Annotated in this window: 12 protein-coding genes and 1 pseudogene; 3 read left to right on the top strand and 10 right to left on the bottom strand. The window is 67.3% G+C overall.

Going from position 1 to position 12,564, the window contains the following annotated elements:
- Positions 1-75 precede the first annotated feature (75 nt).
- The 10 genes from IB278_RS20840 to IB278_RS20885 all read right to left on the bottom strand — a co-directional run bounded on the left by IB278_RS20840 (position 76) and on the right by IB278_RS20885 (position 10,454).
- Positions 76-1,068, bottom strand: coding sequence for a Bug family tripartite tricarboxylate transporter substrate binding protein (locus IB278_RS20840; RefSeq protein ID WP_145741940.1), 993 nt, complete (start codon positions 1,066-1,068; stop codon positions 76-78).
- A gap of 40 nt (positions 1,069-1,108) precedes the next feature.
- Positions 1,109-2,200: a lactonase family protein gene (locus IB278_RS20845; protein ID WP_145741942.1), complete on the bottom strand. Its 1,092-nt coding sequence runs from the start codon at positions 2,198-2,200 to the stop codon at positions 1,109-1,111.
- On the bottom strand, positions 2,197-3,177 hold the full coding sequence (locus IB278_RS20850) for a Bug family tripartite tricarboxylate transporter substrate binding protein (RefSeq protein WP_145741946.1): 981 nt from the start codon (positions 3,175-3,177) through the stop codon (positions 2,197-2,199). Before IB278_RS20850 ends, IB278_RS20845 begins: the two co-directional genes overlap by 4 nt.
- Positions 3,178-3,237: 60 nt before the next feature.
- Complete coding sequence (locus tag IB278_RS20855) at positions 3,238-3,999, bottom strand: SDR family NAD(P)-dependent oxidoreductase (protein ID WP_145741947.1); 762 nt, start codon at positions 3,997-3,999, stop codon at positions 3,238-3,240.
- Between the two features lie 26 nt (positions 4,000-4,025).
- Positions 4,026-5,615, bottom strand: a complete 1,590-nt coding sequence (gene garD, locus IB278_RS20860) for a galactarate dehydratase (protein WP_192325169.1) — start codon at positions 5,613-5,615, stop codon at positions 4,026-4,028.
- Positions 5,616-5,640: 25 nt separating this feature from the next.
- Complete coding sequence (locus IB278_RS20865) at positions 5,641-6,936, bottom strand: TRAP transporter large permease (protein ID WP_145741950.1); 1,296 nt, start codon at positions 6,934-6,936, stop codon at positions 5,641-5,643.
- Between the two features lie 146 nt (positions 6,937-7,082).
- Positions 7,083-7,571, bottom strand: coding sequence for a TRAP transporter small permease (locus IB278_RS20870; RefSeq protein ID WP_145741952.1), 489 nt, complete (start codon positions 7,569-7,571; stop codon positions 7,083-7,085).
- A gap of 141 nt (positions 7,572-7,712) precedes the next feature.
- The gene (locus tag IB278_RS20875; RefSeq protein WP_145741954.1) at positions 7,713-8,690 is read right to left on the bottom strand and encodes a TRAP transporter substrate-binding protein; all 978 of its coding nucleotides are present in this window, start codon (positions 8,688-8,690) and stop codon (positions 7,713-7,715) included.
- A 50-nt stretch (positions 8,691-8,740) separates the two neighbouring features.
- Positions 8,741-9,631, bottom strand: coding sequence for an SMP-30/gluconolactonase/LRE family protein (locus tag IB278_RS20880; RefSeq protein ID WP_145741956.1), 891 nt, complete (start codon positions 9,629-9,631; stop codon positions 8,741-8,743).
- On the bottom strand, positions 9,621-10,454 hold the full coding sequence (locus tag IB278_RS20885; protein WP_192325171.1) for an NAD-dependent epimerase/dehydratase family protein: 834 nt from the start codon (positions 10,452-10,454) through the stop codon (positions 9,621-9,623). Before IB278_RS20885 ends, IB278_RS20880 begins: the two co-directional genes overlap by 11 nt.
- A gap of 61 nt (positions 10,455-10,515) precedes the next feature.
- Between IB278_RS20885 and IB278_RS20890 the strand changes: the two genes are divergently transcribed.
- The 3 genes and pseudogenes from IB278_RS20890 to IB278_RS20900 all read left to right on the top strand — a co-directional run.
- Entirely contained in the window at positions 10,516-11,337 is an 822-nt protein-coding gene (locus IB278_RS20890) for a FadR/GntR family transcriptional regulator (protein ID WP_145741960.1), read from the top strand.
- Between the two features lie 82 nt (positions 11,338-11,419).
- Positions 11,420-12,394, top strand: coding sequence for a Bug family tripartite tricarboxylate transporter substrate binding protein (locus tag IB278_RS20895; RefSeq protein ID WP_145741962.1), 975 nt, complete (start codon positions 11,420-11,422; stop codon positions 12,392-12,394).
- 43 nt (positions 12,395-12,437) lie between these two features.
- Positions 12,438-12,564 (top strand): annotated as a pseudogene (locus IB278_RS20900) (5-dehydro-4-deoxyglucarate dehydratase); the annotation flags it as partial.

A 12,564-nucleotide genomic window follows, 5' to 3' on the forward strand; every position in this document is an offset into this window, starting at 1 on the left:
AGTAGGAGGCTTCCCTTGTATCCGGCGCGCCGTTTCCCGTGTCCGGGACGCGCCTTGCGGGCGCCCCGGCCGGCGTCAGTCGGCCTTGATGCCCGCGGCCTTGATCACCTGCGCCCACTTCTCGACCTCGGCCTTCTGGAAGGCCGCGATCTTTGCCGTGCCGAGGTCGGCGGGCTCCATGCCGAAGCCCTTGAGCTTTTCCTGCATCTCGGGCGTGGCGAGGATCTTGCGGATCTCGGTGTGCAGCCGCTCGACGATGGGCGCCGGCGTGCCCGCGGGCACGAAGATCGCCTGCCACGACAGCACCTCGAAGTCCTGCAGGCCCGCGATGCCGGACTCCGCAACCGTCGGCACGTCGGGCATCGAGGCCAGGCGCTTGGCCGAGGTCACGGCAATGGCGCGCAGCTTGCCGCTCTGGATGTGCGGACCCGCCACCACCGTGGTGTCGAACATCATGTCGACCTGGCCGCCGATCACGTCCTGGATCGCCGGGCCGCTGCCCTTGTATGGAATGTGCGTGAATTTCACGCCCGACTTGAACGCCAGCAGTTCGAGCGACAGGTGCTGCGAGGTCCCGGTGCCGGCCGAGGCCGACGAGAGCCCGCCCGACTTGGTCTTGCTGGCTTCCAGCACGTCCTTCAGCGTCTTGTACGGGCTGGCCTGGTTGACCACCAGCACCAGCGGGTTGGTGCCGATCAGCGTCACCGGGGCAAACGACTTCTGCGGGTCGTAGCCGAGCTTCGGATACAGGCTCACGTTGATGGCGTGCGAACTGATCGTGCCGCCCACCATCGTGAAGCCGTCGGGTGCTGCGCGCGAGCCGATTTCCGAGCCCACGCTGCCGCCGGCGCCGCCCTTGTTGTCGATGATCACGCTCGTGCCCAGCACCGGACCGAGCTTCTGGCCGATCAGGCGGGCCAGCACGTCGGTCGTGCCGCCCGCGGGAAAGGGCACGAGGTAGGTGATGGCCTTGCCCGTGGGCCAGTTGCCGGGGCCCTGCGCGAACGCGGGCAGGCCCGCGGCGAGCGAAGAGGCGAGGGCGGTGCGGATCAATGTGCGGCGTTGCATGGCGATATCTCCTTTGATGATGTTGATGGCCGTCGTCGCGTCACGGTGCGTCGACGATTTCGATCCAGTTCGGGTTCTTGCCCGCGGCGATGCGCGAAGGCTTGCCCAGCGCACCGGTCGCGGAATCGATGGGGTACAGCGAAACGCCGTGCGACTCCTGCCCGGCGGCAATCAGGTAGCGGCCGCTGGAATCGATCGCGAAGCCGCGCGGCCCTTTCTCGGTCGGCGTCTGGCCCAGCGGCTGCAGCTGGCCGCTCGCCGCGTCCACCCTGAACGCCGAGAGCGTGCTCGAGGTGCGCTCCGAGGCGTACAGGAAGCGCCCGTCGGGCGACAGGTGCAGGTCGGCCGCCCAGGGCTTGCCCGTGAAGCCCGGCGGCAGCGTGGTGGTGCTCTGCTCCAGCTTGAGCGTGCCGCGCGCCGCGTCCCATGCGTACACCTGCAGGGACGCGTCGAGCTCGTTCAGCAGGTAGACGTGCCGCTGCGCCTTGTCCCAGACGAAGTGGCGCGGCCCCGACTTGGCGGTGCCCATGGTCAGCGGCGGATCGTTGGCCGACAGCAGTCCTTTGTCCGCATCGAAGCGCCAGCTCGACACGTGGTCGCCGCCCAGGCTGGTGGCGAGCACGAAGCGGTTGCCCGCATCGGCGTGCACCGCATGCGCGTTCGGCCCGGTCTGGACCAGCTGCTGGATCGGGCCCACCGCGCCGTCCTTGCCGATGGCGTTGACCGAAATCTTGCCGCCCTGGTAGGAAGCCGCGAAGAGCCACTTGCCGCTCGCGTCGAGGTCGATGTTGGCCATGCTGTCGGCCAGCGGCGCCTCGCCGAGCTTCTGCAGCTTGCCGGTGGCCGCGTCGATCGACATGCTGACCACGCGGAACGGCTGCGAGCGCAGTGCGGCGTAGAGCACGCGCTTGTCGTGGCTCACGGCCATCGGCATCACCGTGCCGCCGACGTTGAGCGTCTGCACCGGCTTGAGCACGCCTTCCGCGCGATCCAGCTCGAGCACCGAGATCTCCTGGCTGTCGGCGTTGGACACGTAGACCCAGGTGGCGGCCCAGGCGTGGCCCATGGCGGCAACGGACAGCAGCGCAGCCGCGCCCTGAAGCGCGCGAAGGATGGGAGTGCGGCGGTTCATGGCTTGATGTTGAGTTTGGCGATCAGCGCCTTGAAGTAGGCGTTGTCCTTGGCCAGGGTTTCCTTGAACACTGCGCCGTCCGTGTAGACGTAGCCGAGGTTCTGCCGGTCCATCACTTCATGCATGAGCGGCTCGGCGGCCGTCTTGGCCGTGATCTCGCGCAGCTTGGCCATCACTTCGGGCGGCGTGTTCTTGGGGGCGCCGAGGCCGCGCCAGGTGCCGATAGACAGGTCGATGCCGCGCTCCTTGGCGGTAGGCACCTTGTCGAAGCCCTTCACGCGCTTGTCGGCCATGACCATCAGCACCTTGAGCTTGCCGGACTGCACATGCGTCGTGACTTCGGCCGGGCTTACCGCCACGGCCTCGATGTGTCCGCCCAGCAGCGCCAGCACCGCGGGCGCCGCACCCTGGAACGGGATATGGCCGAACCTGGTGCCGGTCTTGTCTTCGAGCGCTGCGGCCGCCAGGTGCCAGATCGAGCCGTTGCCCGAGTTGCCGACGCGCACGCCCTCGGGCGACTTCCTTGCCGCCGCCAGGAATTCCTCGATCGTGTTCCACGGCGCATCGGCCTTGACGGTGATGGCGGCCGGGTCGGCGTTGAGCTGCGCGATGGGCTGGAAGTCGTCGTAGTTGAACTTGGCCAGGCCCAGGTGCGGCAGCGTCAGCAGTTCCACCGTGAGCACCGCGAGCTTGTAGCCGTCGGGCTTGGCGTTGATCACCTCGGTCCAGCCGATGGCGCCGCCCGCGCCCGGGCGGTTGACGATCACGATGCTCTGCGAGATGTGCTTGCGGCTGGCCTCGGAGAAGGCGCGCGCCAGGCCGTCGGTGCCGCCGCCCGGCTGGTAGGGCACCAGCAGCTCGATCGTGCGGTTCGGAAAGTCGCCCGCCTGCGCCGCGGCAGGCGCGGCGAACCCGAGCGAAAGGGCGCACGCGGCCGAAAGGGTGGCGAGGCCGCCAAGGAATCTGCTTCTCTTCATCAGTTGTTGTCTCCGTTATTGATCTGATTCCCGTGTCTCGAAAAAGCGCGCTCTGCCGCGTCAGGGCATGTACTGCCCGCCATTCACTTCGATCACCTGGCCCGTCACGTAGCCCGAAAGCTGTTCCGAAGCCAGGTAGAGGAAGGCGCCCACGCATTCGTCGGGTGTGCCGATGCGGCCCATGGGAATGGCAGTGCGGAACGATTCGAGCATTGCGGGCGTCGAGAAGCGGTCCTGGAACGGCGTCTGGATCACGCCGGGCGCCACCGCGTTGACGCGGATGCTGTCGCCGACGAGCTCCCTCGCGAGTCCGTGCGTGGCCGTGCTCACGAAGCCCTTGGAGCCCGCGTACAGGTAGGCGCCCGGCCCGCCGCCGGTGCGCGCCGCGACCGAGGTCACGTTGATGATGTTGCCGCCGCCCTGGGTGCGCATCAGCGGCACCACCTCGCGCGCAAACGCGAGCACCGAGCGTGCGTTGATGTGCATCACCTCGTCGAACAGCGCATCGTCGAACTCGGCGATGGGCACGCGCTTGACCAGGCTGCCGGCGTTGTTCACCAGCACGTCGATGCGGCCGAAGCGCGCCGCCGCCTGCTTGACGCATTCGCGGATCGCGGCGGTGTCGCGCACGTCGGCCTGCAGTGCAAAGGCGTCGCCGCCGGCCTTGCGGATGGTCTCGACGACCTGGTTGGCGGCGTCGGCCGAGCTGTTGTAGTGCACCGCCACGCGCATGCCGCGCGCCGCGAACGCAATGGCCACGGCGGCGCCGATGCCGGTGCTGGCGCCGGTAACCAGCGCTGTCTTGCCCTTGAGGTCTTCCATGGATGTTCCTTTCGAGGTCGGTGGGTTCAGGTCACGGGTGCCGGGTTGAACAGCACCAGCGCGTTGTGCAGCTTCCACTGTTCGGCCCAGGTCTTCCTGCGGCCGCTGGCCACGTCGAGCATCAGGCGGAACAGCTCCCAGCCGATGTCCTCGATGGTGGCGTCGCCGTCGGCGATGCGGCCCGCGTTCACGTCCATCAGGTCGTGCCAGCGCCGCGCCAGGTCGCTGCGCGTGGCCACCTTGATCACCGGCACTTCGGCCAGGCCGTAGGGCGTGCCGCGGCCGGTGGTGAACACGTGCAGGTTCATGCCGGCGGCCAGCTGCAGCGTGCCGCAGATGAAGTCGCTGGCAGGCGTGGCGGCATAGAGCAGGCCCTTCTGCCTGGCCTTCTCGCCCGGCGAGACCACGCCGGAGATCGGCGCGCTGCCGCTCTTGACGATCGAGCCCATGGCCTTCTCCACGATGTTCGAGAGCCCGCCCTTCTTGTTGCCGGGCGTGGTGTTGGCGCTGCGGTCGACGCGGCTGCGGTCCAGGTAGGCGTCGTACCAGGCCATCTCGCGGATCATGGCCTCGGCCACCTCGGGGGTGGTGGCGCGCGAGGTGAGCTGGTCGATGCCGTCGCGCACCTCGGTCACTTCCGAGAACATCACGGTGGCGCCGGCGCGCACCAGCAGGTCGGTGCAGAAGCCCACGGCCGGATTGGCCGTGACGCCCGAAAACGCGTCGCTGCCGCCGCACTGCACGCCCACCACCAGCTCGCTGGCCGGCACGGTTTCGCGCCGGCGGGCGTTGAGCCGCTCCAGATGCTCCTCGGCCTGCCGCATGATCGAGTCGATCATCGACATGAAGCCGACGTGCGCGTCGTCCTGCAGGCACACCACGTCGAGCTTGGCATTGGCCGTCTCGCCCACGTCGGCCACATTGCGCTCGTCCACCAGCGCGATGCTGCCCGGCGGCAGCAGGCGCTCGGGCTGCAGCTTCTCGCAGCCCAGGCTGATGACCATCACTTCGCCGCCGAAGTTCGGGTTGAGGCTGATGTTGCGCAGCGTGCGGATCGGAATGACGGCATCGGGCGCATCGATGGCCACGCCGCAGCCGTAGCTGTGCGACAGGCCCACCACGTCGTCGACGTGGGGGTACTTGGGCAGCAGCTCGGCCTTGATGCGCTGCACCGCGAAATCGACCACGCCCGCCACGCACTGCACGGTCTGCGTGATGGCGAGGATGTTGCGCGTGCCCACCGACCCGTCGAGGTTGCGGTAGCCCTCGAAGGTATAGCCCTCCAGCGGCGGCTGCGCGGGCGGCCGCACGGTGGCGATCGGCAGGCCTTCGAGCTCGCGCGCGGCGGGCATCTGCAGCAGGCGCTCGTGCACCCAGCTGCCGGCCGGGATCGGCTTCAGGGCATAGCCGATCGGCACGTTGTAGCGCCGCACCACGCCGCCTTCGGGAATGTCTTCCAGCGCCACCTTGTGTGCCTGCGGCACCTTGTCGACCAGCACGAGGCCGGACGCGAGCACGGTGCCGGCGGGCAGGCCGCCGTCGTTGGCCACGATGGCGACGTTGTCCGCCGCGTGCATGCGGATGAAGAGCGGTGCTCGGGTGTTCGGATCGGTCATCGCGGAACCTCTGTCTTGGCTGCTGTTACTTCACCACCATGAACATGCTCGGCAGCCAGGTCGAGAACGCCGGCACGAAGGTGACCACCGCCAGCGCGAAGATCAGCGCGCCGTAGAACGGCCAGATGGTCTTCATCACCGTGCCCACCGACACGCCGCCGATCGCACAGCCCACGAACTGCGTGGTGCCCACCGGCGGCGTGTTCAGGCCGAGCGCACAGTTGATCAGCATCACGATGCCGAACTGCACCGAGCTCATGCCGTAGTGCTGTGCGATCGGCAGGAAGATCGGCGTGCACAGCAGGATCGTTGCCGCCATGTCGAGGAAGGTGCCCAGCACGAACAGGATGATGTTGATGAGCAGGAAGATCACCCACGGCGTGCTCGTGATCTGCGACAGCATCTGGCCCGTGAGCTCGGCCACGCCATACAGGCTGATCAGGTAGCCGAAGGTGCTCGAGATGCCGATCAGCAGCAGGATCACGCCGGTGGTGCGCACTGCTTTCGAGGCCGCCTTCACGAAGTGCTCCCACTTCAGCGTGCGGTAGACGAAGATGGTGAGCGCCAGCGCATAGAGCACCGCCACGGCCGCCGACTCCGTTGCCGTGAAGATGCCCGACAGGATGCCGCCGAGGATCAGCACCACGATGAACAGGCCCGGCAGCGCCGCCGCGAACGAGCGCGCCACGATGGCCCAGCCCGGGAAGCTGCCGGCCGGATAGCCGCGCTTCACCGCCACCAGGTAGGCGGCCGCGAGGTTGCTGAGGGTGAGCACCGCCGCCGGCAGCAGCGCCGCCAGGATCAGTGCCGCGATCGACACCTTGCCGCCCGCCGCGAGCGAATAGATGATCAGGTTGTGGCTGGTCGGCATCAGCGCGCCGACGAGGGCCGCATGGGTCGTCACGTTGACGGCGTAGTCGGCGTGGTAGCCCTCCTTCTTCATCATCGGGATCATCACGGCGCCCATGGCCGAGACGTCCGCCACGGGCGAGCCCGAGACGCCGCCGAACAGCGTGCAGGCCACCACGTTCGACATGCCGAGCCCGCCGCGCACGTGGCCCACGAGGTTGCGCGCGAAGTTGACGATGCGGTCCGCGATGCCGCCGTAGAGCATCAGCTCGCCGGCAAAGATGAAGAACGGAATCGCAAGGAACGAGAAGATGCCCATGCCCGAGGTCATCTGCTGGAAGCCGACCTCCAGCGGCAGGCCTTCATACAGCAGCGTGGACAGGGCCGAGAGGCCGATCGAGAAGGCGACCGGCACGCCCAGCAGCAGGAAGAGCGTGAACGAGAGGCAAAGAATCAACAGAGGAATGGTCATGATCTGGCCGCCTCGCCGGTGGTGGGGGCGCAATGGACTGTTCGGGGAATGCCGCGGAACCGGCTTTGCCGGGCCGCAGGCATTGCCCCCTGCAAGGGGGGTGGAGAAGCGACACGAAGTGCGCGAAGCCTGGGGGTGTGCATTGGTTATCCCCAGGCGGGTTCGACTTCGCGGCCTTGGGCGAGCGCGATGATGTGTTCGATGGAGAACATCACGATGAGGACGCCGGCCGCCGAGGCGGGCACGTATTTCCAGCCCTCGGAGATCCAGAGCGTGGGCAGCCGGTAGTCCCACACCGATTCGGCAAGGGAGGCGCAATTCCAGGCCATGGCCAGGCCGAACAGCAGGATCAGCGCGTGGATCAGGTATTCCATCTTCAGCCGCAGCCAGTCGGGCGCGAGCACGAGAAAGGATTCGAGGCCGATGTGGCCCGCGTCGCGCACGCCGACGGCGACGCCGAACATCGTGACGTAGAGCACCAGCAGCAGCGCCAGGCTTTCAGCCCAGGTGGGGGTGTTGTTGAGCACATAGCGGCCGAACACCTGCCAGCTCACGGCGCAGATCACCGCGACGAGCCCGAGGATGCCTAACCACATGCAGGCACGGGCGAGGGTGCGGCAAAGTTTGGTGTACATGAAAGTTCTTCTTTGTCTTTCTCCCTCCCCTTCCGGGGGAGGGCAGGGGTGGGGGCAAGCAGCGTCTCTATGCCAGCGCCGTCGTGCCCCCATCCCAACCTTCCCCGGAAGGGGAAGGAGCCAATCAGCAGATGGATTTGCTTACTTCGTGTCCTGCACGCGCTTGACGAGGTCCTTGAGCTTCGCGTCCGTGATGAACTTGTCGTACACCGGCTTCATCGCGGCCTGGAACGGCGCCTTGTCGACCTCGATGATCTCGGCGCCACCGGCCTTCACCGTGGCGAGCGACTTGATCTCGCGCTCTTCCCACTGCTTGCGCATGTAGGGCACCGACTCCTTCGCGGCCTGGCGGATCCAGCCCTGCTCCTCGGCCGAGAGCTTGTCCCACACGCGCTTGGAGAACAGCAGCATCTCGGGCGCCATCGAGTGCTCGGTCTTGCTGTAGTACTTGGCCACTTCGAAGGCGCGGGCGCTTTCATAGGTCGGGTAGTTGTTTTCGGCGGCGTCGATCAGGCCGGTCTTCAGGCCCGTGTAGACCTCGCCCATGGGCATCGGCGTGGCGTTGGCACCCATGGCTTCGAGCATCGACACCCACAGGTCGGACTGCTGCACGCGCACCTTCAGGCCCTTCATGTCGGCAAAGCTGCGCACCGGCTTCTTGGCCGTGAACATCGAGCGCGCGCCGCTGTCGTAGTAGGCGAGGCCGACGAAGCCCTGCTTCTCGCACGACTTCAGGATCTCCTCGCCGATCGGGCCGTCGAGCACCTTGTGCAGGTGGTCGACCGAGCGGAACAGGAAGGGCATGGTGGGCACCTGCGTCTCGGCGCAGATGTTGTTCATCGGGGCGATGTTCACGCGCACCATCTGCAGCGCGCCGATCTTGGTCTGCTCGATGGTGTCCTTTTCGCTACCGAGCGAGCTGTTGTTGAACACCTTGATGCTGTGCTTGCCGCCCGAGAGCGCCTTGAGCCGCTCGCTCATGAACTTGACCGCGGTCACGGTCGGGTAGTCGTCGGGATGAATGTCGGCCGAGCGGAACTCGGTGGCGCTGGCAGCCAGTGTGGTGAGCGCGGCTGCGGCGCCCACGGCAAGTGCGATCAGGGTCTTGTGGAGTTTCATTGTCTCGTCCTCTGCTTGGTGGTTGTCGTAAAAAGGAAAGAAGAAAAAAGTCAGCCGCCGAACGCCGGCTCGGGAACGCCCGCCACGCCGGGGCGCAGCGCGAACACGCCGCCGGCCAGGGGCTGGTCCGACAGGTCGATGCCGCCGGGCCGGATCGAGGTGACGAAAAGCGTGTCGAGCGCCGGGCCTCCGAAGGCGCACATCGCGGGCTTCTTCACCGGCACCTCGAGCGAGCGGTCGAGCCTGCCATCGGGCGTGAAGCGGTGCACCAGGCCGGCGTCGTTGCCGCAGATCCAGTAGCAGCCGTCGGCGTCGATTGCCGCGCCGTCGGGGCGGCCGGGCAGCGGCGTCATGTCGGCGAACAGGCGGCGGTTGTGCGGCGTGCCGGCGTCGGTGTCGTAGTCGAAGGCCCAGATGGCCTGCACCGCGGGATGCGAATCCGAGAGGTACATCGTGCGGCCGTCGGGGCTGAAGGCAAGCCCGTTGGGCACGATGAAATCGTCCAGGCGCATGGCGGCTGCGGCGCTGCCCCTGGCGTAGCTGTAGAGCCGGCCGACGCGTGCGCCGGCGGCCATGTCCTGCAGCATCGTGCCGGCCCAGAAGCGGCCTTGGCGGTCGCAGCGGCCATCGTTGAAGCGCATCGCGGGCATGGCGTGCGCCACGGGGGCGAGCGCGGTGGCGGCCAGCGTGCCGCCGGCCTGCGGCGCGAGCGAGAAGAGGCCGCTTTCCATGCCGGCGATCCAGGCGCCGGGCGCATCGGCGCGCGGCGCGATGCAGGCGATCATTTCATCCGCATGCCAACGGGCATGGCCTTCGCTCGCATGCCAGCGGTTCAGCGCGCGCGCCGGAATGTCGACCCAGTAGAGCGCCTGTTCCGCGGCATGCCACACCGGGCTTTCGCCGGTGCCGTTGCGCGCATCGAGGACGAGCTCAGCCTGCATCGCCGAAGGGTCCCTGCGCCGTGAACGCACCGCCCTGGTAGATGGCGTTGGGATCGGTCGGCGCCACGGGTGGCTGCGCCTCGACCTTGTCGCGGAACACCTCGGAGCTGTCCTGCGGCACGAAGCCCAGGTGGGCGGCCGCGCTGTTGTCCCACCAGACGTCGCGGTTGTTGGACATGCCGTAGACCACCGTGTGCTTCACGTCGGGCGTGAAGAGCGATTTCTCGATCAGCGTGGTCAGGTCGCGGTAGCTGAGCCAGGTGCTCATCATGCGGCGGTTGAGCGGCTCGGGGAAGGACGAGCCGATGCGGATGCTCACCGTCTCGATGCCCCAGCGGTCGAAATAGAACTGCGCCATGTCCTCGCCGAAGGACTTCGACAGGCCGTAGTAGCCGTCGGGCCGGCGCGGGGCATGGGCGTCGATGTGCTCGGTCTGCTTGTAGAAGCCGATCACATGGTTGGAGCTGGCGAACACCACGCGCTTCACGCCGTGGCGGCGCGCGGCTTCGTAGACGTTGAAGACGCCCTTGATGTTGGCCTCGAGAATTTCCTCGAACGGGCGCTCGACCGAAACGCCGCCCAGGTGCACGATGGCGCTGCAGCCCTCGACCAGCGCGTGGACCGCGGCCTTGTCCGAAAGATCGCAGGGGACGACTTCTTCGTGCGCACCCTCGGAAGGGGAGAGGGCGGCAATGTCGGACAGGCGCAGGATCCGGGCATAGGGGCGCAGGCGTTCGCGCAGGACCTTGCCCAGTCCGCCGGCGGCGCCGGTCAGCAGAATCCGGTGGAGCGGGGGGTGGGGGGCTTGTTGGGACGTCGACATTTTTGCTGGCCTGATAAGTTATCTGTTGTCGTACAACTAATGCGGGATTATTATCGTGACCATGGTCCAGACGACTGCGGGTAATCCCTCAATTTCCGACGCGGCGACAGAAGTTGCCGCCGGCACGCCCTTCGTGGGGCGCCCGCGGCCGCGGGCGCGGGGGCTCGCCCACGGGCTGGTGGAGGACCTGGGCGAGAAGATCCGCAGCCAGCAGCTGCGCCCGGGCGACAAGCTGCCGACCGAGTCGGCCATCATGCAATCCTTCGGCGTCAGCCGCACCGTGGTGCGCGAGGCGCTGTCCAAGCTGCAGGCCGCCGGGCTGGTGGAAACGCACCATGGCGTCGGCACCTTCGTGCTGCAGCCGCGCGCGGCCGGCATGTTCCGGCTCGATTCCGCCGACATCGCCACCTCGGTGGACGTGCTGGCGGTGCTCGAGCTGCGCATCAGCCTCGAAACCGAATCCGCCGGGCTGGCCGCCACGCGCCGCACCGAGGAGCAGCTGCTCGCGATGCGCCAGGCGCTCGACGATTTCGAGCGCAACGTGGCGGTGGCGGGGGACACCGTGGCGCCGGATTTCCGCTTCCACCTGCAGATCGCCCAGGCCACCGGCAACCCGTACTTCGCGGACATCATGAGCCATCTGGGCACCACGATCATTCCGCGCACGCGCATCACCGCCATCCGCAACTACGACCGGCGCGGCGAGTACCTGAGCCGCGTCAACCGCGAGCACGAAGAAATCTACGCGGCCATCGCCCGCCGCGATCCCGAGTCGGCCCGGGCGGCCATGCGCATCCACCTGACCAACAGCCGCGAACGGCTGCGCGTGGCGCAGGAAGCGGCCCAGCAGGCCGCGGCCAAGACGCCGCCAGCGGCTTCCTGAGAAGAAATTTCGGGCAGATGCTGGACAAGTGTCATTCCTAGTTGTACGATGACTGACAACACAACTCAGCAGGAGACTTGGAATGAGCTTGAAACGACGTGATCTGATGCTTGGCGCCCTCGGCGGCGGCGTGCTTGCGGCCGGTGGCGTGCATGCCGCCGACAACTGGCCGTCCAAGCCCGTGCGCATCGTGGTGCCGTACCCGCCGGGCGGTTCGTCCGACATCATTGCCCGCTCCATCAGCCAGCAGTTGTCGGAGGCGCTCGGCCAGCCGGTCATCGTCGAGAACAAGCCGGGCGCCAACGGCAACCTCGGCGCCGATTTCGTCGCCAAGTCCAAGCCCGACGGCTACACGCTGCTGCTGTGCGACGTCGGCGCGCTCGCCATCAGCCCCTCGGTCTATACGCGGCTGCCTTTCGATCCTTCCAAGGACCTGCGCGGCGTGACCATGCTGGCCTATTCGCCGCATCTGCTGGTGGTGCACCCGTCGGTCCAGGCCAACAACCTGAAGGAACTGGTCGCGCTGTCGAAGAAGTCGGAAATCAATTTTGCCGTGACCGCCACCGGCAGCGCGCCGCACCTGGCCGGCGTGGCGCTCGAGCGCGCGAGCGGGGCGCGCTGGCAGTACGTGCCCTACAAGGGCGGCGTGCAGGCGGTGCAGGACACGGTGGCGGGCCAGACGCAGATCCTGATGAACGGCATGCTCGCCACCCTGCCTCATGTGCAGAGCGGCAAGCTCAAGGTGCTCGGCGTCTCGAAAGCGACGCGCATGCCGCTGATCGGCGAAGTGCCCACCATCGCGGAGCAGGGCGTGGCCGGCTTCGAGTCGGGCACCTGGCAAGGCGTGCGGGTGGCCAAGGGCACGCCCGACGCCATCGTGCAGCGCCTCAACAAGGAACTGATCACCGTCATCCGCTCAGCCGACATCCGCTCGCGCCTCGCAGGCCAGGGCGCCGAGGTCGTGACCATGGCGCCGGCCGAGGAAGAGCAGTTCTTCGGCAAGGAACGCGCGCGCTGGGCCAAGGTGGTGGCCGACGCGGGCATCAAACTCGACTAAGCGCCCCAGGATCCATTTTCAACTCACTCTCATTGGTGTCTCGATGAACCCTCAAGAACTCAAATCCATCATGGGCTCCGGCCTGCTCTCGTTCCCGTTGACCGACTTCGACGCGAACGGGGACTTCAACAAGAAGGGCTACGAGCAGCGTCTCGAATGGCTCGCTCCCT

It is taken from the genome of Variovorax sp. VRV01 (genome assembly GCF_014852545.1).
GTDB classification, from domain to species: Bacteria; Pseudomonadota; Gammaproteobacteria; order Burkholderiales; family Burkholderiaceae_C; genus Variovorax; species Variovorax beijingensis_A.

What these genes read in the sequence shown, in the direction of transcription:
- IB278_RS20840 (WP_145741940.1), bottom strand. Translation starts at nt 1,068, where the DNA reads ATGCAACGCCGCACATTGATCCGCACCGCCCTCGCCTCTTCGCTCGCC.
- IB278_RS20845 (WP_145741942.1), bottom strand. Translation starts at nt 2,200, where the DNA reads ATGAACCGCCGCACTCCCATCCTTCGCGCGCTTCAGGGCGCGGCTGCG.
- IB278_RS20850 (WP_145741946.1), bottom strand. Translation starts at nt 3,177, where the DNA reads ATGAAGAGAAGCAGATTCCTTGGCGGCCTCGCCACCCTTTCGGCCGCG.
- IB278_RS20855 (WP_145741947.1), bottom strand. Translation starts at nt 3,999, where the DNA reads ATGGAAGACCTCAAGGGCAAGACAGCGCTGGTTACCGGCGCCAGCACC.
- garD (WP_192325169.1), bottom strand. Translation starts at nt 5,615, where the DNA reads ATGACCGATCCGAACACCCGAGCACCGCTCTTCATCCGCATGCACGCG.
- IB278_RS20865 (WP_145741950.1), bottom strand. Translation starts at nt 6,936, where the DNA reads ATGACCATTCCTCTGTTGATTCTTTGCCTCTCGTTCACGCTCTTCCTG.
- IB278_RS20870 (WP_145741952.1), bottom strand. Translation starts at nt 7,571, where the DNA reads ATGTACACCAAACTTTGCCGCACCCTCGCCCGTGCCTGCATGTGGTTA.
- IB278_RS20875 (WP_145741954.1), bottom strand. Translation starts at nt 8,690, where the DNA reads ATGAAACTCCACAAGACCCTGATCGCACTTGCCGTGGGCGCCGCAGCC.
- IB278_RS20880 (WP_145741956.1), bottom strand. Translation starts at nt 9,631, where the DNA reads ATGCAGGCTGAGCTCGTCCTCGATGCGCGCAACGGCACCGGCGAAAGC.
- IB278_RS20885 (WP_192325171.1), bottom strand. Translation starts at nt 10,454, where the DNA reads ATGTCGACGTCCCAACAAGCCCCCCACCCCCCGCTCCACCGGATTCTG.
- IB278_RS20890 (WP_145741960.1), top strand. Translation starts at nt 10,516, where the DNA reads ATGGTCCAGACGACTGCGGGTAATCCCTCAATTTCCGACGCGGCGACA.
- IB278_RS20895 (WP_145741962.1), top strand. Translation starts at nt 11,420, where the DNA reads ATGAGCTTGAAACGACGTGATCTGATGCTTGGCGCCCTCGGCGGCGGC.